Origin of the sequence: Wolbachia endosymbiont (group A) of Tromatobia lineatoria, from assembly GCF_964028565.1 — a bacterium.
Taxonomy (GTDB): domain Bacteria; phylum Pseudomonadota; class Alphaproteobacteria; order Rickettsiales; family Anaplasmataceae; genus Wolbachia; species Wolbachia pipientis.
On sequence record NZ_OZ034791.1, the window covers coordinates 1,041,850 to 1,064,407 of the forward strand.

Below are 22,558 nucleotides of genomic sequence, written 5' to 3' on the forward strand. Positions count from 1 at the left end.
TATTCTTTAGTTTATATTCTCTTTACTTCTTCCAGAACCTCATCAACATGTCCACTAACTTTTACATTTTTCCAGATCTTCACTATTTTACCTTTTTTATCTATTAAAAAAGTAGTGCGTTCTATTCCCATATACTTTTTGCCAAACATACTTTTCTCTACCCAAACACCATATTTTCCCAACATTTCAGCATTCTCATCAGAAACTAAAGAAAACGGCAGAGAATATTTTGCTTTGAAGTTAGTGTGGCACTTAACACTATCTTTTGATACACCAATTATCACTGTGTCAAGGAAAGAAAAATCATCTATTTTATCTCTAAAGCCTTTTGCCTCCATTGTACAACCCGGAGTATCGTCTTTAGGATAAAAATAAAGAACTACATTTTTTTTATCAAAAAATTCACTCAGTGATAAATTTTCACCAGAATCTGTTAGTAAGCTAAAATCGGGTGCATTATTTCCTACTGCTAATTCCATACCTTGCTCCATTAATAACACTTCTATCTATAGTAGTATATTGTAGTCAGAGTATCAAATTTTATATATAGCTAACAGATAAGATTCTTGATGGGGGCTTATTGATGAATTTCTGCCTACCTTCTCGGCTTGCCGCTTTTGATAAAGTGTGGTTTTCGTCTGATGTAAGGCCATATCAAATAGATCCTATTAAAAATCAATCGAATCTTCACATGTTTGTTCTTCATAAAAGAAGTTCAATGTTATCGTAGTACCAAGTTTTGCTTCACTTTTAATGTCAAAAGTTCCACCCATTAACTCTACTAATTTCTTGCTTAGCGGCAATCCGATGCCCGTACCTTCGTTTCTATACCCCGAATCTGCTTGGCCAAAAACAGACATAACTTTATATATATCCTGCTGCATTATTCCTATTCCATTGTCATGAAACTCAATAGTTAATAAGTTTTTTTCTATATTTTCTTTTATCACCATTCTTATTAAACCATCTTTGGGAGTAAACTTGATTGAGTTTGATAATAAATTTATTATAACTTGTTTCATTCTCTTGGGATCTGCAATGACTAATAATTGTTTATTAGTCATCTCTTTTTTTAAATTAATCCCGGCTTCTTTTAATTTAGGTAATAGCATATTTACGCATGAATCCATTATTTTGTTCAGGTTAAACTTCACTTTTTCTACTGTTAAACTACTTGATTCAGCTTTAGAAAAATCGAGCACATCATTAATTAAGGTAAGTAAGTGTGTTCCTGCATTATATATATCGTCTGCATACTTCTTGTATTGAGAATTATCCATTGAACCTAAAGTTTTATTTTTGATCAACTCCGCAAATCCAATAATAGCATTAAGAGGTGTGCGTAATTCATGTGTAACGCTTGTAAAAAACTTTAGCTTGTTTGCATTTTCTTGCTCTAATGTCTCTTTTATCTGCTGTAATTCAATGTTAGTTTTATGTTGCTTGGCTAGCATTTGGGTATTAGAAAAGTACAAATAGAACATTATTAATATTAAGATTATTAATAATAGGCCCAAAAATGTTAAAAACAGGCCATATGCTATAACATAAGAATTATTGTAGTTTCGAAGAATCTTCAAAAAAAACGACGGTTTAACGCTATTTTCATGGAATATAGGGAAAATAGAAGTTAATGTATTTCCTGTAGTATAAAATATTTCTTGGTTACTTAATAGTTTATCAATTTCATCGTTTGTAAGTAACTGTTCATAATCATAATCTTGAGTGTTAAAATTACTGAATATTATTCTGCCGTTTTGATCATACAGTATTAAGATGAAATCCTTTACTTTGCTCACTGATTGTAATAATTCAGCACGTAGTTTTACTAGTTGGTTTATGTAGTCAAAATTTTTGTATTTAATGTGATGCTTTTCTATTAGTAAATAATGGTATTTTTTTATTATGCCATTTTCCAGTACGCTTTTTAAGTTTACACTTGAATCACGGTAAGAAGAAAGGAAATTACTCCTTAGTAAATGATTACAATATATCACACTGAATAAAATCATAAAGATCGATGAGAGTAATACAATAACTTTTGTGTATTTGTTTTTCTTCAACGCAGAAAACATCAATTTACCTAGCTTATACATATCCTTCTTATTGTGAAACAACGGTTTTTATGTTATTAATAATAAAATTTAGCATATAATATTTTATGACAATTTCTCCTATTTTGCCAGTTTATTCTCCTGTTAATATAAATTTTTCTCATGGCAAAGGTATCTACCTATATGATGTTGATGGTGAGCGCTACGTAGATTTTCACTCCGGAATAGCCGTTAGTAGCTTAGGTCACACTAATTCGCGATTAATTAGTGCTCTTAAATTGCAAGGAGAAAAATTATGGCATATATCAAATACCTATAATATACCTGCTGCCAATAATTTTGCAGAAAAATTAATAAACAATAGTTTCGCTGACACTGTATTTTTCTCAAATTCTGGATCAGAGGCAGTAGAATGTGGACTTAAGATTGCTAGGATCTATCAAAATGGAAAAGGCAATAAAAATCGTCACAGAATTTTAACATTTCATGGTGCATTTCATGGAAGAACCTTTTTAACTTGTGCTACAAACGATAAACAGAAATTTTCTGAATTACTAAATCCCTACATTGATTGGTGTGATAACATCGAGCCCAATATTGAGAGCGTAAAGAAAGCAATTTCAAGTGGTATAGGCGTTATATTAATAGAACCAATACAAGGGCAAGGTGGTATCAAAGTAATGAATGAAGTCTTTATGAAAGAACTAAGAAGGCTGTGTGATGAAAATGACATATTGTTATTTTTTGATTGCGTACAATGCGGTGCTGGTAGGACAGGAAAATTATTCGCATACGAACATATAGGAGTGGAACCTGATATATGTGCTCTTGCAAAGGGAATAGGCGGGGGGTTTCCGCTGGGGGCTTGTCTTGCAACTGAAAAGGCTGCTAAATATATGGCAGTTGGTATGCACGGTTCCACTTTTGGTGGCAATCCGCTTGCAACCTCAGTAGGTAATGCTGTGCTCGAAGAATTGCTCAGCCCCGGCTTTTTGAAAAATGTTGAAATTAGAGGTAAATACTTAAAAAATAAACTAGAAGACTTAGCAAGTAAATTTCCAATAATAGAGGAAGTAAGAGGGAAAGGGTTAATGCTTGGAATAAAAGTGAAAGCAGACAATCAAAAGTTTGCAGAAGAGTTAAGTCATCGCGGCTTGCTTACTGTTGGGGTAACATCAGACAACGTTGTGAGAATTTTACCTCCACTCATTATCACTGAAAAAGAGATTGATGAAGGCATCGAGATTTTGACTCAATATTTATCTGAGAAATCTTCTGATTAGATACTTGCATTAATATGAACGACAATCTGGTATGCTTAGGAATTATTACCTCTCCTCACGGAATTAAAGGAGCTGTTAAAGTAAAAACCTTTACTGAAAAGCCTGAAAATATCTCCTTATATGGTAAGCTAATAAGTGGTGATGAGAATTATAAAATAGACTCAGTATCCGTCATAGGTGATAATTTAGTAATAGCTACAATAAGCGGAGTAAATTCCCGTAATGAAGCAGAGCTTTTAAGGAATAAGAAGCTATATATAGAAAGAAGCAAGTTACCAGAGCTAAATGATGAGGATGAATTTTACCAAAGTGACCTTGTAGATATGGAAGTAAGGCTGAAAAGTAATGAATTATATGGCTATGTAAAATCTGTGTATAATTTCGGCTCAGGGGATATATTAGAAATTTTAGTTATCAGCACAAAAAAACGTATTATGCTGTCTTTCACTAAAGAGATATTTCCACATATAAATATAAAGGGGAGGTATATAGTATTAAATATACCAGAATTTATTGACTAATAAAGACTTTGATATTTATATAAAGCTATTTATAATTATAAGATCAAATTGAAAATGTAATTATGGCAGAAAGAGCTAACGATATCAGACCAGGTCAGGTGTTGGAACATAACGGCGGATTATTTTTGGTTGTAGGTATTATGCATACTCAACCTGGTAAAGGTGGTGCATACATACAAGCCGAAATGAAAAACATCAAAACCGGAGCAAAACACTATGAAAGATTTCGTTCTGATGCAACAATCAGAAGGGCAATTTTAGATGAAGAGGAATATGTTTACCTTTTCACTGAAGGAAACATTGTAAATCTTATGCATCCAAGTAATTACGAGCAAATCACTATAAATTTGGACTTATTGGGAGAAAAAAAAATTTATTTACAGGATAACATGAAAATTAAAGTTGTAGCTTATCAAGACAAAATAATTTCTGCGCATGTGCCTGATTATGTTACACTTGCTGTGAAAGAAACAGAGTCTGTTATTAAAGGACAAACTGCTACTGCTTCTTATAAGCCTGCAATTTTGGAAAACGGAATGCGCGTTAACGTGCCTCAATTTATAAAAGAAGAGGATAAAATTGTAGTATATACTCCAGGTGACAGCTATTATGAAAGAGTGAAAGAGTAAAAGGAAGAATGTCCCTCTCATCACCACGAATTAATGTGATGCTTGATTCTGTGCGTAATGCTTCCAAGCAGCTTATGCGCGATTTTAATGAATTGCAAATTTCTAATGTTAAATCAGCAGACTTTATTAATAAAACTTATTCAAAATCCAAGCAAACCATATACGATTGCTTGCACGACTACAAACGAGACTATGGTTTTATTTTTGAAGATGATACTGATCAAGAAGTAAAAGATAACACTTATACCTGGTTTATTATGCCTATAGAGGGCAGGGAGAACTTTTCTAGTTGCATGGTTTATTTTGCAGTATCAGTCTGTCTCATTCATAAAAATAAAGTTGTGGCAGCTGTAATTGATGCTCCGGCTCTTAGAGAAACTTTTTGGGCAGAAGAAAAGAAAGGTGCTTTTCTTGAGGATTTTAGATCTCGTCATGTAAAAATGCGAGTGAAAAACCGTGAAGGGGGTCTAATAGATGTAAGTGGTAATTTGTTAAATAAATTGCTGCCTGGCAATAGTAATGTACGCTCCATAGGTTCAACAATTTTAGGCTTTGCATACCTTGCGGCAGGAAGGCACAGTGGAATAATTTACTCTGGAGTTAACAAATATAAAGCCTTGCTCGGTAGACTTTTTCTGCAAGAAAGCGGTGGAAGGCTAACGGAAGACAACGGGCTAATCATTGCTGGAGATATAAAACTATAGCTAAAGTAATTTATGTTTACCTACAATTTGATAAGCGTAAAACTCGTCATTCCGCTACTTGTTAGCGGAATCCATGCTGAGATACCGCGAATAAATCGCGGTATGACGTAGGGCTGTACTAGCTATAGCATAAACAGGCTACAGAGATAGACAACTTTTCGAAAACTTTTACAAGAGATTCTGTTAAATGCTCTATCATTTCATCGGTATGATAAGGTGTAGGGGTAATACGGAAACGCTCAGTTCCTCTTGGAACTGTCGGGTAATTTATATGTTGAACATATATTCCATACTCATCAAATAATAATTTTGATGCTTTTTTGGATAACTCTGAGTTGCCAATTATTATTGGAATTATATGAGTTTCTGTTGGAATGAAGTTAATTCCTGCATTTCTCAGTGAGTTTTTTACTTTTTCAACGACTTGCTTTTGCTTTTCCCTTTCAATGTTGCTCGATTTTAGGTGCTCAACGCTTGCCTTTGCTGCCGCTGCTAAAACAGGCGACATAGCAGTGGTAAAAATAAATCCTGGAGCGGAACTTCTTATTACATCTACCAAGCTCTTTGAAGACGCTATATACCCACCCATCACTCCAAAAGCCTTTGATAGTGTACCTTGAATAACGGTTATTCTATCCATCAGACCTTCTCTTTCTGCAATTCCGCCACCATGTGAACCATACATGCCAACTGCGTGCACCTCATCCAAATAGGTAATTGCATTATGTTGATCTGCAAGATCACATATCGCTTCAAGCGGCGCTATATCGCCATCCATTGAATATACGGATTCAAGTGCTATTATTTTTGGTGTCTTTTTGTCTATAGACTTGAGTAGCTGCTCTAGATGATTAACATCATTGTGTTTAAATATATGTTTTGGCCTTTTTCCTGATTTTATGCCTTCTATCATCGAAGAATGGTTCTTCTCGTCTGAAAAAATTACTACGCCCGGAATAACAGACGATAAAGTGCTAAGTGTTGTCTGGTTAGCGAGGTAGCCACAAGCAAAAGTTAAAGCAGCCTCTTTTTTATGCAAACAAGCTAAGGATTTTTCAAGTTCAACAACCTCTTTTGTTGTACCAGATATATTTCTTGTTCCTCCAGCACCAACAGATGAATTTTGGATAGCGGCAATTACACTCTCATTTTGTGACATTCCCAAATAGTTATTACTGCACCAGACTATTACTTCCCTATTTCTTTCATAGTCCATAATGTGGGGGAGCCTACCTGGTAATGACGCAAAGTGCGTAAATTCACGGTAGCGCCCCTCATCTTTTATATCTTTTATTTTATTCAAGAATATTTCTTCGTAGTTTACCAAGTCCTTATTTACCGATAATTAACATAATTATAATAAATTATTAAATGGTAAACTACTATATTTATTATACATGTACGGCAGTAGGTACTTTCCCCGTGTTGAAAGGTTTGTCAACCTTGTTGTTTTCAACTTGGCTTTTAGGTGTACAGCAGTATATAACTGCAGCAGCAACCAGACAACAAGCTCCAACTGCTATTCCTGCAGCTAGCATTTCCAAATAAACTGCAATAGCTACTCCTGAAACAACTCCAGCTACTGCTAACGTCCATGTAGCTATGGTAGGCCACTTACTCTTTTGCGTATTTTGTGTTGCAGTAATAGAGGTTGATTGATTGTTTATAGCACTAGTTTTTTCTACTGCTGCAGGCTTTTCCTTACTGTTAATAACACCTCCAATTGTAGACACATTGTCAGCATTCGAAGAAACTTCACTTACCCCCAACTTCTTTTCACAACCCGTAATTTCTGGAGTTGTGGTAAGTGTACTATTGCTTCCGGTATTATTAGAACTTGTAGATTGGTCTCCTGAATTTGGCAAATCGTTGTTCAGTGAAATATTAACATTACCTTGTTTTGTATTATGGTTTTTAATTTCTTTTTTAATTTCTTCTACTTTACCCTTAAAGGGACCTTCTTTATTTTTTACATATTGTAGTACAAGAGTAGGAGAGTTACTTTTTAGAATATTTTCGAGTTCTTCTCTTGAGTTAGTACTGGTTTTGCTTATAAGTCCATCAATCTTTTTCTTAACAGGACTGGCAAGTTGCTTAACACCTTTTTTTCCGCTGCCTTTTTTGATTTCACCCTCCTCAAAATTATTAATTAAAGGCTCCTACGTTGAAACCCCTGTGTTATTTAAGATAGCATTTTCTTCCTCCCCTGCAAGAACATTTTTTTCTGTCTGTTGACTGCCAGCACTTTTGGATTTTGGGTTTCTTTGACTGCTTGGTTGATTGTTATTCTCTTCATTTACTACAGCCGTATCACCTTTTATAACAGGTGATACTGCATTATCACTGCTTCTTTTATTAACTTGTGTATTCGCTTGTGTCTGTATATTTGCTTTACTGGAAGTATTGATTAATTTACTACTTTCTAACAAATTTCCAATTAGATATAGATGACTCAAAGTATCTCTATTTTTTTGATACTCATTACGAGTCATACTTGGAGAAAGTTCCATACTTATTTTTTCAAGCTGTTCTGCAACTACTGGTAAAGCTTTCTCAAATTCTTCCTTGCATATTGCCTGAAGAGCTGCGAATTTTAGGTCAACATGCTGACATAAGGGTACAACAACTCCATAACTAGCTTCTTTTATTGCATTTCTCAGTATATTTTGTATGGTTTGCCTGACTACTTGCTGTTTATTATTGGTATGCTTTGATAAATTTGAACATGAGCTAGAACACTGACTATAATGTCTTGACTTTCAGTATTAGACAATGCAATCAGAATTGATTCATATATTTCATCAAACTCGTTGTTTTTAGATTTATGATCAAGATAATTAATAACATCATTGCTGCATTTAGCACATTTTTCACACAAGTGCTCGATAAATGCAATATTACCAGCATCCAATGCAGTTTTCAGAATTAAATCATAAATTTCTTTTCTGCCACGAGCTCCTATGTTTTTCAGGATTTGTTGCCCTAGTATTGTAATAACTTTATCATCCGCAAATGCTTGTTCATATACATCGTAAATGGCATGATCTGCACTATTAGTGTATCGTTTGCACAGGTATTCAATGACAGATGTGTGTTCCTGGCTTATCGCAGTTTCTAATAAAGTAACAAAACTCTTTTTTAATAACTCTTCTGTTGAGGCTTTTTTAGTTAGCTTATTAATATATCTTTCAAATGCACCCAGCACTATCGTGATGAATTCTTCATTTTTGATCAGAGACGCTGTTTCAAGCACACCATACAAAGAATCAGGATTACTTGTTTTTAACACCTGTCCAAAATCTCTTAAAACGTATTCGACAAAAACTGCATTTAATAATTCTTGCTCTTTTCTTAATGCTATAACTGAGAAAAAACCAATCTTATTAGGTTCGACAAGTTGTATAGTTTGATCTTTTAATCTTCCATAAACTCCATCGGTACCATGGAATTTTTCTATAAAAGCTTCAATATATTTTTGACCACCAACAAGGAGAGGTAAAAGACTTAAATTTCCTTCAGCAAAAAGAAAATCCTGATATTGCTCTACTAGCTTGTCATTAGCTGCAATTGCCAATAGTACCAATTCTTTTACTGAATAATCATACTTGAAACCCTCTTGATCAAATTTATATTGTGATAGTACATTTGAATATATATGTTGATGGTTGCTTCCGTTTTGTAACTCCAAATTAAGTTGATTTGAACAGAAATCTTTGAGATTTTCATTATCCAGCGTAATAGACCTGCCTTCATAATCTTCAATATTTTGTACAACCTTGTCTAATTCTTCACAATTATCTTCTTGTATAGCTTGATTTAAGATATTTATAATCTCAGCAAAAGTTAAGTTTTTAGGAATGATACCATATGAATCTTCATCTTTTAACTCTACAGTAAACGACCTATCACAACCATCAGGAAAGTTTGCAAGTATTGCATTCTCTAAACTTAGATCTTCAGGGGGTGTGCTACATGGAGTAGCTGGTATCTCTTGACTTTCGCTATCTAAAACTTCAAACTCTTCTTCAATACCTGAATCTTCAGAATCTGGTTTTTCAAAACCATGCCAACTTTTGATTAATCTTTCAGAATTTGATTGGCCCTGTGAAGTTGTATCTTGTGATACAAAGTCTCTAAAATTGGAACCAAACATGTTTTACCTCCTAACTAGCAGCTAAGCTAAGTATAGCATTAAACAGAAATCTTGCCAAGCAAATTATTCAGTCTCTTAGCAAAGCTGCTCGCGTCATCCATCTCTTCGCCTTCCACGATGCAAGCTTGGTAAAACAATAAGTGAACCATGTCCTCCAATGTTGGGTTTTCACCACTTTCAGCATAAGATTTCATTATACTCTTTATTACAGGATGCTTAGTGTTAATTTCAAGCACCTTTGGCGTGCGGTAATTTAGCTGCTTTTGTTCACGCAAAAAACGCTCCATGCGAAGATCCATAGCACCTTCAGCAACCGCTAGGCATACGGGACTATCAGTCAATTTTTTGGAAATTTTTACGCTTTTTACTGAATCTCCAAGCACTGTGGTAAAATATTGCAATATAGTTTCCTCAGTTTTTTCTTCATTCGATTTGTTTTCTTCATTTTTCTTATCTTCTTCTGAAGAGAATTTTTCCAAATCAACATCAGCGCGAGTCACAGACTTAAACTTTTGATCTTTATATTCATGAATTACACTAGTCCAGAAATCATCCACTGGATCAACGAACAGAAGAACCTCCAGCCCTTTACTGACGAACCCCTCAAGTTGCGGACTGTTTTTCACTGAATCGAGGCTATTTCCGGTGAGATAATAGATATGTTCCTGCTCAGGCTTCATTCTGCTTATATAGTCATCAATGCTGACTAATTTCTCATCACCAGTACTATGAAATCTGCAAATTGAGAGTAGTGCTTCTCTCTCATCAGTTGGCATAGCTTCGCAAAGACCTTCCTTTAAAACTGCACCAAAATTGGTCCAGAATTTTGTGTACTCTTCTAAATTCTCCTTTGCCTTTTTACCGAGCTCTGATATCGCGCGTTTAGTGAGGGATTTCCTGATTTGCTCAACAACACGATTATTCTGCAGCGTTTCTCTGCTGATATTAAGAGGTAAGTCCGGTGAATCAACAATACCTTTCAAGAAACGTAAATACTGCGGTATGATCTGTACATTATCTTCAGTGATAAATACTTTATTTACATATAACTTCACAGAGCAACGTCTATCTGGATGGAATAAATCAAAAGGTTTTATAGAAGGAACATAAAGCAAATTTGTATATTCTATTGCACCTTCATTTTTATTATGCAATATCATCCAGGGCTCCCCGCCAACGTGAGCAACACTGCGGAAAAAATCGTTGTGCTCCTCTTGAGTAACGTCATTTTTTGGCTTAGTCCAAATTGCAGCCTTACTGTTTAACTTTTCACTTTTTCCTTCTTCGTCTATAAATTCAACAGGAAAATTTATGTGATCAGAGTAAGTAGTGACAATATTTTCAACACGAAATTTATCTAAAAACTCGTTTTCTTCAGGATGCATAATGAGCGTAATTTTGGTTCCGCGAGGGACTTGATTATCTGACTTGCTGATTGAATATTCCCCATCTCCTTTGGATTGCCAGATCCAAGACTCCTCTTCTCCAGCTTTTCTCGATTCTACTATTACTTCTAATGCAACCATAAAGCTTGAGTAAAAACCAACACCAAACTTCCCAATCAGCTCCACAGTTTGGCTTGAATCCTTGCTATTCTTAATCGCATCCAAGAACTTTTGCGTACCAGAGCTTGCAATTGTACCAAGATTGTCTATTAAATCCTGTCTATTCATTCCAATGCCATTATCAGTGATATATAGCTCGTTCTTATCTTTATTGGAGCTGATAGTGATTTTTAATTCGTCACTCAAATCTAGCAAATTAGGGTTTAGTTGAGATTCATAGCGCAACTTATCACATGCATCTGATGCATTTGATATTAATTCACGCAGAAAAATGTCTTTATTGGTGTAAAGTGAATGAATCACTATATTCAGTACTTTCCCTACCTCAGCGTCAAATTTTAAATTTTCAGTTTCTTGTACATTATGCATTTTGAGCTCCATTATTTGCCTACTACCCTAATAATTTAAGTATTGAATCACGATCTTTCAAGGTCACGTACACCAAAATTAATGTGGGTGTAGTTATTATGACACCCAATTTATGGGATCTCTTGCATAACAAACTTTTGGCAGCGCATTGGATGAAACGAAAAACTTCCTTGACACCCTTCGCCAGCCCCCTTATCATGAAACTGAAGCTATTTATTTATCTTCGCAATCTCTGCAGTGGATTAATGACAAAAAAACTTAATGTATTTGGCGTAAATCATGCTTAATTTTTTGCGCTATGTGCACCTCATGTCTTTATCAAATTTCTAGCTACACAAGCTGAAATACGCTATTTAAAACATCAAAAAACGCCAACTTAAAAAATGGATAGTGAATAATTAGCTACCCTAGGGTTTCTTTGCCTTTTTTTCTGTTTAGTAAATTTCTTAACGTTTATAATTTAGATTAGTTGCGGCTTAAAAGCGGCTGAGTCACGGTTATTAAGCGTTTAGAATAAAAAAACGCCATACTTGAAAGTATAATGTAAGTAACTAGCCAACCATCGGGCTTTTTTTGCCTTTTTTTTCGCTTGGTAAATTTTTTAATACTTAGATTAGTTGCAATTTAAGAGACCAGAAATGGTCAGTGCTTGGCACTGGAATAACGTCCTCCTTTGTTATCCCAGTGCCCAGACACTGGGATCCAGGAAACTTAATTGCAAGTAATGCATTGGATTTGGTGAGTATGGGTTTTATGTTATAGAATGAAACACTTTTGGTGAATTTGTAAAGAAAACTGGATCCCAGTGTTTGGGCACTGGGATGACAAGGTATAAACCTTATCGTCATGCCGCCGCGAACCGTCATACCGCGATTCATTCGCGGTATCTCAGCCGCTAACAAGAGATCCCGCTAACAAGTAGCGGGATGACGGTTGTCGTTCAGCCACAAACATTAAGAAATTTACCAAACGAAAAAAAAGGCAAAAGAAGCCCTGGGGTTATTATCCGCTTTAAAATATTGGCGTTTTTTATGTTTTAAACGCTTGACAAGCGAAATTCAGCTGCTTTTAATTGCAACTAACTTACGCTGCAAATGTTTAAGAAATTTACTAAGCAGAAAAAAAGACAAAGAACCCCCGAGTTAGCTAGTCTTTTACTATCTCTGTCGAGTATTGGCATTTTTTGATGTCTTGTAACGCTTTATAAGCGCGTTCAGCTTATTTAGATAAAAATCTAGATGTAGATGAAGTTTTGTAAAGACATACAGTATCTATATACTGCAAAAAATTGAACATAAGACGCCGATACATTAAGTAATCCTTACCTTTTAATCTGCAGATTGGCGAAAGCAAATACAATAGCTTCACTATCATGATAAGAGGGCTGGCGGAGTTTGTCAAGCAAGTTTTTTCGTTTCTATTCCCAATAAAAGTTTGTTATATGGTTATGCAAGAAGTCTAATGAATCGCGGCATGACGTCTTAGCTATAGATGCTGGTTTGTGTGATTTCAAGAGAAGTTTAGTAGATAAGTTGTGTTTTAAACCAGATTCGGTATTTTAAACTGAACATTTTCAGTAATACCACCTGGCATAACTGAAATTTTTACACTCAGGTTTACTTTTAGGTAGTCTATTAATTCATCAACTAATATGTCAGGAGCGGAAGCACCTGCGGTGATTCCTATCTTTTCTACGCCCTGAAACCAGCTTTTATTCACACAGCTGTAATTATCAATCAAGTAGGCTCTTTTTCCTCTAGCAGTGCACAGATCTAATAAGCGGTTTGAATTTGAGCTATTTTTACTTCCTACAACTAATACCATGTCTACAATTTCAGCTAGCTTTTTAACAGCATTTTGTCTGTTTTGCGTTGCATAGCATATGTCCTTTAAATCTGGACCTGTTATGCCTGGAAACCTTAATTTCAGGGCAGCAATAATGTCGCGAGTATCGTCGATGCTTAACGTAGTTTGTGTAACATAAGACAAATTATCTGGATCTTTAACCTTTAAATCATATACATCCTGCAAAGTTTGCACTAAAATGATAGGATTGTTTACTCTTCCTCTAATTCCCTTAACTTCTGGATGGTTTTCATGCCCAATGAGAATTAATTCTTTACCACTGTTTTCATACCTTTTTGCTTCTTTATGCACTTTGCTGACTAAAGGACATGTTGCATCAATCACTTGAATACCCTTTCTTTTTGCCTCATCTTCTATATTTTTTGATACTCCGTGCGCGCTGAAGATCAGTATTCCTTCATTATCTTCAATTTCCTCGATACTGCTTACAAAAACCACTCCTTGTTTCTTAAAGTCCTCTACTATATATTTATTGTGAACAATTTCGTGTAGCACATAAACTTGGCGCTCGTTTTTGTATTTTTCTAAAGTAATAGCTAATATGTCCACAGCTCTTTTTACCCCGGCACAAAAACCTCGTGGTTCAGCTAAGATGATTTCCATTTTTGTCAAATCAAGTAAATATGCAAGCATTACTTAAAAATAAGCTCCGCTCACTGTGTTTTATAGTACCATTATTTATATTTTATATAATAATTATTTTTCGCATATTCTCTTTAACATTTGATCAACTTACTACTTCAGAAAATTTTAGAAAAGATAATATAGTACATAAACAACCTGATATTTTAGATAGAAATGGAGTGGTAATAGCAACAAATGTGCCCACAACATCACTATATATAGATGCAACCAAAGTAAAGAATCCGGAAAGTATAGCAGCACAACTGTGTTCTACTTTGCATGACCTCGAATACAAGAACTTATATAGAGTACTTACTTCAGAAAAGAAATTTGCTTGGATAAAGCGGCACTTGACTCCAAAAGAATTACTAGCGATCAAAAACGCTGGTGTACCAGGAGTAAATTTTTATGACGACATAAAGCGTATATATCCTCACAGTAATTTATTTTCACACGTGCTTGGTTACACTGACATAGATGGCAACGGTATTGCAGGAGTTGAGGCATATATAAGTAAAAATAATGAGCAAGAAAAGCCCATAATACTATCCTTAGATACACGAGTGCAAAGCATAGTGCATGAAGAGCTAACTAAAGCTGTAAGCAGATATCAGGCACTTGGCGGAGTAGGAATTGTTTTAAATGTGAGAAATAGTGAAGTTATCTCGATGGTCAGCCTACCTGATTTTAATCCCAACTTACAGAATAAGGCAGAAGACGTACAAAAGTTTAATCGCGCCAGTCTTGGGGTATATGAGATGGGGTCGGTATTAAAATACTTTACAATAGCCGCAGCGCTTGATGCGAACGCTACAAAAACTAGCGATTTATATGACGTATCAACACCAATCACCATCGGAAAGTATAAAATTCAGGATTTTCATAAATCTAAAATTCCAAAAATTACTGTGCAAGATATATTTGTAAAATCATCCAACATTGGTGCAGCAAAAATTGCAGTCAAACTAGGTATTGAAAAACAGGTAGAATACTTTAAAACTATGAAGCTATTTTCTCCTTTGAAAATAGAAATACCAGAAAAATCCACACCGATAATCCCGGATAAATGGAGTGAAAACACTTTAATAACAGCATCTTATGGTTATGGCATAGCTGTAACTCCTATACATCTTGCACAAACTGCAGCAGCATTAATCAACAATGGGATATTTCATAACGCAACCTTGATGTTGAATAAAAGAAGTATAGGAGAGCAAATTATCTCAAGAAGAACTTCCAGGGAAATGAGAAAATTATTACGTGCAGCAGTAACAGATGGCACTGGCAGAAAAGCAAAAATAAAGGCATATTCAATAGGAGGAAAAACTGGATCGGCGGAAAAAGTTGTAGATGGTAAATATAGCAAAGATGCAAACATAGCATCATTTATAGGAGTGCTAACTATGCTTGACCCAAGGTACATAGTGCTAATTGCTATTGATGAGCCTCAAGGGATGCACCATACCGGGGGAATAATTGCTGCGCCTATAGTAAAGAACATTATAAATAGAATAGCGCCTATACTAAATGTTACACCTGAGATGTAAAATTATGATTGCTTTACTACAACTTCAAATTTATCATCACCAAAATCCTTATTAATATACCAAGAACCATCATCTTTAGTTACAAATTCAAGACCTTTAAGGTCTTTTTTTATTGTCTTTCCATTTTGACCATCAATAGCGATATTAATATCGAATGTAATAATGTCTAGATTTATCATAGCTTCTTTCCCGCTGCACGAATTTAGACTGAACTTGCCTAACATGACATCATTAAAACTCACTTCCCCTGTATAGACATCACACTGACCGTCCACACAACACGTAGTTTCAATATAGAAAAGATCTGACATACAAAATACCTTAAAAAAAAGAACTAAACATATATGGCCACTACACCACACCGCTAACAAGTAGTAAAGCGTCGATAAACCTAAGTTACTTTAGCTACGTAGCCATAATACAGCTAGAAATGTAAAATTCAACAGTTAATTGTGTGATTAATAGAGAAGTCTTATTTAGTACACCTTATAGGAATGGCTGTTTAGTTTTTTTGTTAATCTTTTTTACCATGCTGTCAATCATATGCTTTATCCCTTGATATACAGAGTATGTACTTTCGTCGCTACGCATATAAGCAGAACAGGAAAATACATTATGTTCTTCGTCTTCTATTGATAACTCTGTATCGCACTTTATGTGTTCGCCGCCAAGCTTTTCTATCAACTGTTCTTTGTCATCTCCTATAGTTACCTTAACCTTACTTTCTTCTTTACCTATCTTGCTACTTAAAATTGAAACAATGATGGCTGGAGATATGCATATCGCTCCTATTGGCTTTTTTGTAACAAAAAATTCTGAAACTAATCTTTCAAATTCAGGCATTACTGTCACCATGTCTTTACTTTCAGCTAAGTCAGATAAATTTTTCGCAACCCCGTATCCACCAGGTACAACTAGCATGTCAAAATTTTCAGCTTTGGCTTCTTTTAAGTCATATATTTCGCCTCTTGCGATTCTTGCTGCTTCCACAAGTACATTCCTTTTTTCTTTTGTTGCCTCTTTTGTTCTATGATTCATAACTTGTGTGATATTGATATCAGGTGCAAAGCATTTAACATCCACTTCCTGCTGATCAAGCACAAGCAAACTTAAAACCGCTTCTCTTACCTCTGCACCGTCAAGGTGACCACACCCTGATAAGACCACAGCAGCTTTTAATTTTTTTTCACCCATAAAGTACCTTGATTTCATATAATCTAGATATTTTAATACAAATTCTATATTTGGAAAGGGGTATGTTATATCAATTATAATATAATTAATGATTAGTATGTATAATTAGGCATATTTATAATCAACGAAGCTGAATATGGAATCTAGCAATAGTATGTTTTTTGACACTGACTATCCAGAACTAAGAAAAGCTATTTCAGATATAATAGAAAGTATTGCACAATCCTCACAAGAGGGGAAAAAAGAGTTATTTACAACCCTATCAGAACAAGTTAAAGGGATGAACCTCAAAGATTTAGGTTTAGCGATTAATGACCAAGGCTTGCAAAAGTAGGTCAACAAAGAATTATTTATAAAATTCATTGAAGAAGCGCTTGAAGGTTTAACTTCTGAAAATGTTGACTCAAAAATAATAGAAGAGGCGTTAAAATCTGTTAATCAGCAAGCAATAAGTAATGTTATAAATAATAATAAAGGTCCACTGGACAATCTAGTCAATTATTTTAAATCAGCATCTGCAAATAAAAAAATTGGAATAGCTTCTGCCGTAATGGTATTAGGAGCAGCATTTTCTCCACTTATTGTGCTTGCTACATTAATAGCACTTGTAGGTATTGGAGCACGTTATGCAGGAATAGGTATAGTAAAGGCAGGGGAAAAAATAAAAGAAGGTGCGATTGATGCAGGAAAAGCAGTGAAAAGTTTATCTAAAAATTTAGGGGATAAATTGCCTGAGGTTGGGCCAAAAAAAGATAACTTTAGTAAATTATACAACAGTTTGGCTCAAGAGATTATAGGCTATAATATGTCCGAAGAAGGTGAAAAAATAAAAAACGCCCAGAGTAAAGCAAAGGTCATAGGCATGCTTCAAAATGAAGGGCAGCGATCTGCTATACAAGAGTTAGTAAAGAATGGAACTATTCAAAATTTTTCAGAAGATGACATGAAAAAGCTTAGAGAAAAAGGTACTAGTACTTATGAAAGTGATAAGGAAGCACTTGAGGAACTTATGGAGAAATTTCAATCTAAAATTATGGCCATTGGTGAGGGTAAAATAGAGGAGGTAGAAAAAATGGTTAATGATAAAGTTAACCAAATGAAGTCACCAGTTCCTCAATTAGATAGTCCAAGTTCTGAACAAGCGAGTACAGGAGAAACCAAAACCCTCTGATGGCTTGGAGAGGGAGGGAATGGAAAAGGTAGAGATCTATTCTTTTTTATCCACTTTTTTGAGCAATCCACTTCCACATCTAACACACATCTCAGTGATTATAATATCCAATTTTTGATCATGTTTTTCTACAGGTAAATCTTTACAATATTGTTTCTCATAGGCTACACCTATAAATATTTTTCCAAGTGGCCGCAGTTTTTCTATCATTGTATCATACCAACCACCGCCAAAACCCAATCTATTAAAATGATCATCAAAAGCAATAACAGGAGTAATGATTGTGTCGGGAATTACGTCTTCATTTGTTTTGTTCCATTCCTCAAATTTTAGTAACTTATTTTTATTAGGAATTGCTACTTTATAATCTAAATCGAGTAAACTATGCATCAAAGGCACAACATCTATTTCCTCATCCATTGGAATGTAAGCTGCTATTGTTTTGCCTTTAACGTAGCTTAAGTTCTGATTAAAGAGATTAATAAGGGAATTTGCCGCATAACTGGAATAACTTTCATCAATATCTTTTCTTATAGCTCTATATTGCTCTCTTATTTCCTTTTTGTGCTGTTTAATATCTTTGAACATGATCTATCCATTTTGCAGTAAGTTTTTCTTGTAAACTATTTTGCTTCAAGCGCTCACTTAAAAAGTCAAAGTCAACACACCCCATATCCTGGTCTTGATTACTGCAACTATAAACAAAACTTCTTTCTCCTGTTTTCGCATTTATATGTTGCTGCACACACTGAGCGCAGATTTCTTTCATCATACACTGCATAGGAGAATTAACTGATGATATTGCTATGTGGCCTGATTTTAGATATGGCTTTAAAATTGTTTTTCTAGCTTCATTCACAGCTTTCATCATTTTATCAGAACCGATAGTGATAATTTTATCTATAGTGTTTAAATTAATACCTAATCTTCCTTGTTGATAAGAGACTATTGCATCAACTATATTACCATGAAAGGATTTATCTTGATCTCTGCTTGTTTCTATCAATCCTTCTTCACATGCCCAAACTACTGCATTTGATGCACGCTCTATCAGTGCTCGTTTAAATACATCACTTAACTTCTTATAGCCAGCGAAGTACAAAACCTTGTTATTATTTTCAAGACATGCCTTCCCTATCGAAAATAACACTGCATTTCCAACTCCACCACCAATTAGCATTATATTCTTCATGTGCTATTTTAACTGCATTTGTTCAAATTTTTTGAAATTTTATAGAACAAAGTAATTTATATAGTTCTATACACAAAGACAGAGACAAGGACACTCTCTGATTTCAACTATACCGATAACTGATAGCTGCATTTTTACGCATATCATCTAATAACAAGTTGCTTTGTATCATAATCTTTTGTTGGTACATTTTCTGTTTGATTGCTTCTATACCCGCTACATTACTCTTGATATCACACAACATCATCAACTTTGCAGTGCCATTTTCTCTCAATTCTACTATTTCATTCACACTTGTTTTACTAAATAAAATCTGTAAATCAGGATTTAAATCTCGCATTTTTATTTCAAATTCTTTTGCGTTTGGCAGCTTAAAATTATCTGCTAATTTATCAAAATTTAAACAATTAACTTTTTGCTCCTTGAGATTATCTAATAAACTTTCTGAACCTTCAACCACAATCTGTTTTAATTTTAAAGTGCTTTCCAGCAGTGCATGATTAAGTTGTACTTTATCTATTACTTTTATAACGGAGTAACCTTCACTGAAACTGAATGGACCTGCTATGTCGCTGGTTTCTAATCCTTCTAAAACGCTCTTGAGTTTTCCTTTTAGCTGACTTAAATTAACTGTTGCTTTACGCATCTTTATTGGAGATTCTGGGTTATTACTGTTGCGTAATTTTTTTACTAAATCTTCAGCTATACCATAAACGTCCTTGTCTTTTTGATCAGGAATTATAAACTCTTGGAACGTGATAAGATAATCCGGCTTTTCTGTTTGCCTTTTTACATCATCTACTTCTTTATCGCTTATATTAATAAATGGCACAATTCTTACTTCAATAATTTTGCTCCACAGTAACTGACATTTTATTTGTTTTCTTAAAATACCAAGATCTATATTATGCTTCTCTATGTATTGATCAACTTCATTAGCCTTAAGTTTAAAACTTTGGGTTAAAAATAACATAATAGCATTATCTAACTCCTCGTTGCTCAATTTTATATTCAGCCTCTGTGCTTCATTGATAATGATAATTTCGTCTATTAGCTCCCTAAGAATTTGAGGCTTTGCTTCTTTTTGATTAACACTTTGAGTGCCAAACAATGAATTTATAAAGTTGATGCGTTTTTCGATATCTAAATTTGAAATTGGTTCACCATTTACATCTGCAACAATTTCAATCTCGGTTGCAAGCAACCTAAGTGGCAACACTATTAACAGTAAAATTAGTATTCTATACATACAAGCAAAGTTGTTTAGTTAATGACCAATTCTATAATAAATACTGAGTCAATGCTAGCCAACTTTTTAATAGTTAAAGATGGAAATAAAAAAAACATTACAATAAGATCAGGTAAACAGGCTAATATAGCGAATTTAAACCGTGCTAAAAACAGTATACGGAAGGAGAGGGATTCGAACCCTCGATACGACTTTTGGGTCGTATAACGGTTTAGCAAACCGCCGCCTTCAGCCGCTCGGCCACCCTTCCAAATTTAGAACCTAAAGATTATATAATACCAAGACCTCTACCACCTGTCTAATGCTTTTAATTGCAATATTTGTATCTGTTCAGATGTATGGCTAATGCTGAAACAAAAATTCCAGTGCTCCCTTTCTTGTCATCCCAGTGTCACGCACTGGGATGACATCGTTTACTATGTGCCATATTGCAATGTTCGTGCAGTTGTGCGCGGTATAGATTCCGCTAACGAGTAGCGGAATGACGAATTTGTTATTTTTCAAATCGTAGAGCCACTTTAGCTATAAATCAACAAAAACTAATTTCCGCTTTTAATAGAGCTTGCAACAATTTGTTTTGCTTCTTCTACACCAACCCATTCTCCAACTGCTACCGTTTTTCCCTTTTCTAGATCTTTATAATGAGAAAAGAAATGAGTAATTTTATCTAGTAGGCTTTTAGATAAGTCAGAATAGTCCTTTATATTGTCATAATAGCTATCAACACTGGAAACAGGCACTGCTAATATTTTCTCATCTTCTCCTTTTTCATCTTTAGTGAGTAATGCGCCTATTGGACGTACCGATATTAAAACACTAGATGCTAAGGGAAATTGAGTTAGCACCAAAACATCCACAGGGTCACCATCACCTGCACAGGTATTTGGTATAAACCCATAATTGCAAGGATAAGTCATTGAGGTAGACAAAAATCTGTCAACTTGTAACAACCCAAGCTCTTTATTAAATTCATACTTTACAGGCTCAGCATTTGCACTTATTTCAATTACCACATTCACCGCATTTGGTCCCGCTGTTATTTTACTTAAATCCATAAATCACCTCTTAACTTAAGAATAAGCATTATACAATATGTGCTTTTAAGTTGCCACATTTATGTAGTTCTAAGCTTGTTTTGCATGGAGCGGTCCTAAATTTTCATTCGTCATCTTATTGACTGTTGAAAGTGGTGATTCCTGTGATAATTGAAATAAAGCATATACTATTACGATAGTAAGCACTGCAGCAATTACTAGATTAGCAAAATTATCCTGTGGTAGGACACCTTTTATTGGATTAAATAATTTTTGCTCCATAAAGAAATAATCAGCAACATATAACCCAACAGATAATACAAACATACCTAAAATAAGTTTACAGACTGTGTTTTTATGGTCTTTTTCTTTTTTCTTGCTGGTGATAGGATTTGGCCTACATTCATTTTCTTCTTGCAGCACTGAGTAGTATATATTATCAGGGCTCGTTATTAATTGTTCAAATTCATCACTATTTTGGTTTTTTAACAGTTGCTCTAGGGTGTTTTTTGTATTTATAGGATATATTAATCCATCCATTTTCAATGCTTTCTCTTGCCGATCCACATTCTCATGGTCGATTGTATATTTATCTCTACTTGATAATCCGATCATGTGTAATTTGCCAGCTAAGAACATTATATAGCTCTCTATTAACTGATTCTCACATATCTCTAATACTTCTCTTTTTACTGTTTTGTTAGATGACGAAAGTTCTTTATAGTGACCACCCAAAGAAAAGAACAATGCTATATCTTTATCTGCTTTTATGTCATGAATGGAATAATAGCTGCTGATAACGCACTTATTTAATGCAAATTCTCTGTCATATTTGTTTAATGTATTTCCTTCACTTAGTAACTTTCTAAGACCAATGAGTACTTTATTTTCAAAATCTTCTTCTGTTTTAAATATTGGTTCTCTCTTTGGATTTGCTAAGATGTTAAGTAAATCTAATTTTCTTCCATCTACTACTTCATTTATATATTCATTTAACTCAGATCCTTTAATAACTTCATATATTTTATCTATGACATCTTTAGTATTCAGGTTATTGTTTTCACTTAGAATTTGATAAGCTTGAGCATAAATTAAAAACAGCCCTTGTAGACTAAATTTTAAGTTAAAATATTTTTCTAATGAATTCAGACAAACCAAAATGATTTCTGTGATCCATAAAACGACCTAAGTCAGCATGTTGAAAGCTACCTAAAAAAATAAATAACGTCTCTAATAAATTACCCTTACCAACAATTTTTATTAGTTCTTCAATTTCTTTTATCATTGCTGAAACCTATAATGTTCTACTTTATAGTATAAGGGATACATGGCAAAATAGCAATAAATGTTATTAGACTTCTTGCATAACCCAAACTAAGTAGAAAAAGGTATAGCTATACCGC

Annotated in this window: 24 protein-coding genes and 1 tRNA gene; 7 read left to right on the forward strand and 18 right to left on the reverse strand. The window is 34.3% G+C overall.

Annotated features, from left to right (window positions below; genetic code table 11):
* Positions 1-11 precede the first annotated feature (11 nt).
* Together bcp and ABWU48_RS05475 are read right to left on the reverse strand one after the other, a co-directional pair.
* The gene (gene bcp, locus ABWU48_RS05470; RefSeq protein ID WP_209473278.1) at positions 12-479 is read right to left on the reverse strand and encodes a thioredoxin-dependent thiol peroxidase; all 468 of its coding nucleotides are present in this window, start codon (positions 477-479) and stop codon (positions 12-14) included.
* 189 nt (positions 480-668) lie between these two features.
* Positions 669-2,096 (reverse strand): sensor histidine kinase, encoded by a 1,428-nt coding sequence (locus tag ABWU48_RS05475; protein WP_353288334.1) that lies wholly within the window; start codon positions 2,094-2,096, stop codon positions 669-671.
* Between the two features lie 65 nt (positions 2,097-2,161).
* Between ABWU48_RS05475 and ABWU48_RS05480 the strand changes: the two genes are divergently transcribed.
* The 4 genes from ABWU48_RS05480 to ABWU48_RS05495 all read left to right on the forward strand — a co-directional run bounded on the left by ABWU48_RS05480 (position 2,162) and on the right by ABWU48_RS05495 (position 5,191).
* Positions 2,162-3,337 carry an aspartate aminotransferase family protein gene (locus ABWU48_RS05480; protein ID WP_065094478.1) on the forward strand — a complete coding sequence of 392 codons (1,176 nt, stop codon included), beginning with the start codon at positions 2,162-2,164 and terminating at the stop codon, positions 3,335-3,337.
* 14 nt (positions 3,338-3,351) lie between these two features.
* The gene (rimM, locus tag ABWU48_RS05485) at positions 3,352-3,858 is read left to right on the forward strand and encodes a ribosome maturation factor RimM (RefSeq protein ID WP_006279718.1); all 507 of its coding nucleotides are present in this window, start codon (positions 3,352-3,354) and stop codon (positions 3,856-3,858) included.
* A gap of 62 nt (positions 3,859-3,920) precedes the next feature.
* Positions 3,921-4,487, forward strand: a complete 567-nt coding sequence (gene efp / locus ABWU48_RS05490) for an elongation factor P (protein WP_006279719.1) — start codon at positions 3,921-3,923, stop codon at positions 4,485-4,487.
* Positions 4,488-4,495: 8 nt separating this feature from the next.
* Positions 4,496-5,191, forward strand: a complete 696-nt coding sequence (locus ABWU48_RS05495) for an inositol monophosphatase family protein (RefSeq protein WP_353288335.1) — start codon at positions 4,496-4,498, stop codon at positions 5,189-5,191.
* A 118-nt stretch (positions 5,192-5,309) separates the two neighbouring features.
* Here ABWU48_RS05495 and hemA read toward each other — a convergent pair whose 3' ends face one another.
* The 7 genes from hemA to ispH all read right to left on the reverse strand — a co-directional run bounded on the left by hemA (position 5,310) and on the right by ispH (position 13,747).
* A complete protein-coding gene (hemA, locus tag ABWU48_RS05500) occupies positions 5,310-6,518 on the reverse strand; it encodes a 5-aminolevulinate synthase (protein WP_209473281.1) in 1,209 nt (402 codons plus the stop codon).
* Positions 6,519-6,582: 64 nt separating this feature from the next.
* A complete protein-coding gene (locus tag ABWU48_RS05505) occupies positions 6,583-7,056 on the reverse strand; it encodes a hypothetical protein (protein ID WP_353288336.1) in 474 nt (157 codons plus the stop codon).
* Positions 7,057-7,350: 294 nt separating this feature from the next.
* On the reverse strand, positions 7,351-7,701 hold the full coding sequence (locus tag ABWU48_RS05510) for a hypothetical protein (protein WP_353288337.1): 351 nt from the start codon (positions 7,699-7,701) through the stop codon (positions 7,351-7,353).
* Positions 7,702-7,874: 173 nt separating this feature from the next.
* Positions 7,875-9,344 carry a hypothetical protein gene (locus ABWU48_RS05515; protein ID WP_353288338.1) on the reverse strand — a complete coding sequence of 490 codons (1,470 nt, stop codon included), beginning with the start codon at positions 9,342-9,344 and terminating at the stop codon, positions 7,875-7,877.
* A gap of 38 nt (positions 9,345-9,382) precedes the next feature.
* Entirely contained in the window at positions 9,383-11,278 is a 1,896-nt protein-coding gene (gene htpG, locus ABWU48_RS05520) for a molecular chaperone HtpG (protein ID WP_264706182.1), read from the reverse strand.
* Positions 11,279-11,886: 608 nt separating this feature from the next.
* Positions 11,887-12,156: a hypothetical protein gene (locus tag ABWU48_RS06310; RefSeq protein WP_244663114.1), complete on the reverse strand. Its 270-nt coding sequence runs from the start codon at positions 12,154-12,156 to the stop codon at positions 11,887-11,889.
* A 661-nt stretch (positions 12,157-12,817) separates the two neighbouring features.
* The gene (gene ispH / locus ABWU48_RS05530) at positions 12,818-13,747 is read right to left on the reverse strand and encodes a 4-hydroxy-3-methylbut-2-enyl diphosphate reductase (RefSeq protein WP_209473359.1); all 930 of its coding nucleotides are present in this window, start codon (positions 13,745-13,747) and stop codon (positions 12,818-12,820) included.
* Positions 13,748-13,767: 20 nt separating this feature from the next.
* Here ispH and ABWU48_RS05535 point away from each other — a divergent pair, with 20 nt between their 5' ends.
* Positions 13,768-15,315: a peptidoglycan D,D-transpeptidase FtsI family protein gene (locus ABWU48_RS05535; RefSeq protein WP_353288339.1), complete on the forward strand. Its 1,548-nt coding sequence runs from the start codon at positions 13,768-13,770 to the stop codon at positions 15,313-15,315.
* Positions 15,316-15,317: 2 nt separating this feature from the next.
* On the opposite strand, the gene ABWU48_RS05540 is transcribed toward ABWU48_RS05535, so the two are convergent.
* The gene (locus ABWU48_RS05540) at positions 15,318-15,626 is read right to left on the reverse strand and encodes a hypothetical protein (RefSeq protein WP_010081942.1); all 309 of its coding nucleotides are present in this window, start codon (positions 15,624-15,626) and stop codon (positions 15,318-15,320) included.
* Between the two features lie 175 nt (positions 15,627-15,801).
* Entirely contained in the window at positions 15,802-16,509 is a 708-nt protein-coding gene (gene elbB, locus ABWU48_RS05545) for an isoprenoid biosynthesis glyoxalase ElbB (RefSeq protein WP_209473289.1), read from the reverse strand.
* A 136-nt stretch (positions 16,510-16,645) separates the two neighbouring features.
* Here elbB and ABWU48_RS05550 point away from each other — a divergent pair, with 136 nt between their 5' ends.
* Complete coding sequence (locus tag ABWU48_RS05550) at positions 16,646-16,843, forward strand: hypothetical protein (RefSeq protein WP_353288340.1); 198 nt, start codon at positions 16,646-16,648, stop codon at positions 16,841-16,843.
* 216 nt (positions 16,844-17,059) lie between these two features.
* The gene (locus ABWU48_RS05555) at positions 17,060-17,680 is read left to right on the forward strand and encodes a hypothetical protein (RefSeq protein ID WP_274999516.1); all 621 of its coding nucleotides are present in this window, start codon (positions 17,060-17,062) and stop codon (positions 17,678-17,680) included.
* A gap of 36 nt (positions 17,681-17,716) precedes the next feature.
* Here ABWU48_RS05555 and ABWU48_RS05560 read toward each other — a convergent pair whose 3' ends face one another.
* From ABWU48_RS05560 to ABWU48_RS05590, 7 genes are all read right to left on the reverse strand, one after another.
* A complete protein-coding gene (locus ABWU48_RS05560; protein ID WP_010963143.1) occupies positions 17,717-18,268 on the reverse strand; it encodes a 5-formyltetrahydrofolate cyclo-ligase in 552 nt (183 codons plus the stop codon).
* A complete protein-coding gene (locus ABWU48_RS05565) occupies positions 18,252-18,872 on the reverse strand; it encodes an oxidoreductase (protein WP_209473291.1) in 621 nt (206 codons plus the stop codon). The genes ABWU48_RS05560 and ABWU48_RS05565 overlap by 17 nt, the downstream gene beginning before the upstream one ends.
* Before the next feature lie 103 nt (positions 18,873-18,975).
* The gene (locus ABWU48_RS05570) at positions 18,976-20,121 is read right to left on the reverse strand and encodes a SurA N-terminal domain-containing protein (RefSeq protein ID WP_155968436.1); all 1,146 of its coding nucleotides are present in this window, start codon (positions 20,119-20,121) and stop codon (positions 18,976-18,978) included.
* 159 nt (positions 20,122-20,280) lie between these two features.
* Positions 20,281-20,371, reverse strand: a tRNA-Ser gene (locus ABWU48_RS05575).
* A 92-nt stretch (positions 20,372-20,463) separates the two neighbouring features.
* Entirely contained in the window at positions 20,464-20,625 is a 162-nt protein-coding gene (locus ABWU48_RS05580; protein WP_010963140.1) for a hypothetical protein, read from the reverse strand.
* Between the two features lie 35 nt (positions 20,626-20,660).
* The gene (ppa, locus tag ABWU48_RS05585; protein WP_209473293.1) at positions 20,661-21,176 is read right to left on the reverse strand and encodes an inorganic diphosphatase; all 516 of its coding nucleotides are present in this window, start codon (positions 21,174-21,176) and stop codon (positions 20,661-20,663) included.
* A gap of 69 nt (positions 21,177-21,245) precedes the next feature.
* A complete protein-coding gene (locus ABWU48_RS05590) occupies positions 21,246-22,313 on the reverse strand; it encodes a hypothetical protein (RefSeq protein WP_353288341.1) in 1,068 nt (355 codons plus the stop codon).
* Between the last annotated feature and the right edge of the window lie 245 nt (positions 22,314-22,558).

Bases quoted from the DNA above. Each gene is read 5' to 3' on its own strand.
- ABWU48_RS05550 (WP_353288340.1), top strand. From the start codon at position 16,646: ATGGAATCTAGCAATAGTATGTTTTTTGACACTGACTATCCAGAACTA.
- efp (WP_006279719.1), top strand. From the start codon at position 3,921: ATGGCAGAAAGAGCTAACGATATCAGACCAGGTCAGGTGTTGGAACAT.
- ABWU48_RS05535 (WP_353288339.1), top strand. From the start codon at position 13,768: ATGCAAGCATTACTTAAAAATAAGCTCCGCTCACTGTGTTTTATAGTA.
- ispH (WP_209473359.1), bottom strand. From the start codon at position 13,747: ATGGAAATCATCTTAGCTGAACCACGAGGTTTTTGTGCCGGGGTAAAA.
- ABWU48_RS05565 (WP_209473291.1), bottom strand. From the start codon at position 18,872: ATGAAGAATATAATGCTAATTGGTGGTGGAGTTGGAAATGCAGTGTTA.
- bcp (WP_209473278.1), bottom strand. From the start codon at position 479: ATGGAATTAGCAGTAGGAAATAATGCACCCGATTTTAGCTTACTAACA.
- ABWU48_RS05475 (WP_353288334.1), bottom strand. From the start codon at position 2,096: ATGTATAAGCTAGGTAAATTGATGTTTTCTGCGTTGAAGAAAAACAAA.
- ABWU48_RS05540 (WP_010081942.1), bottom strand. From the start codon at position 15,626: ATGTCAGATCTTTTCTATATTGAAACTACGTGTTGTGTGGACGGTCAG.
- ABWU48_RS05510 (WP_353288337.1), bottom strand. From the start codon at position 7,701: ATGGAACTTTCTCCAAGTATGACTCGTAATGAGTATCAAAAAAATAGA.
- htpG (WP_264706182.1), bottom strand. From the start codon at position 11,278: ATGCATAATGTACAAGAAACTGAAAATTTAAAATTTGACGCTGAGGTA.
- ABWU48_RS05480 (WP_065094478.1), top strand. From the start codon at position 2,162: ATGACAATTTCTCCTATTTTGCCAGTTTATTCTCCTGTTAATATAAAT.
- rimM (WP_006279718.1), top strand. From the start codon at position 3,352: ATGAACGACAATCTGGTATGCTTAGGAATTATTACCTCTCCTCACGGA.
- ABWU48_RS05515 (WP_353288338.1), bottom strand. From the start codon at position 9,344: ATGTTTGGTTCCAATTTTAGAGACTTTGTATCACAAGATACAACTTCA.
- ABWU48_RS05560 (WP_010963143.1), bottom strand. From the start codon at position 18,268: ATGTTCAAAGATATTAAACAGCACAAAAAGGAAATAAGAGAGCAATAT.
- ABWU48_RS05570 (WP_155968436.1), bottom strand. From the start codon at position 20,121: ATGTATAGAATACTAATTTTACTGTTAATAGTGTTGCCACTTAGGTTG.
- ABWU48_RS05495 (WP_353288335.1), top strand. From the start codon at position 4,496: ATGTCCCTCTCATCACCACGAATTAATGTGATGCTTGATTCTGTGCGT.
- ABWU48_RS06310 (WP_244663114.1), bottom strand. From the start codon at position 12,156: ATGAATCGCGGTATGACGGTTCGCGGCGGCATGACGATAAGGTTTATA.
- ppa (WP_209473293.1), bottom strand. From the start codon at position 21,176: ATGGATTTAAGTAAAATAACAGCGGGACCAAATGCGGTGAATGTGGTA.
- ABWU48_RS05555 (WP_274999516.1), top strand. From the start codon at position 17,060: ATGGTATTAGGAGCAGCATTTTCTCCACTTATTGTGCTTGCTACATTA.
- elbB (WP_209473289.1), bottom strand. From the start codon at position 16,509: ATGGGTGAAAAAAAATTAAAAGCTGCTGTGGTCTTATCAGGGTGTGGT.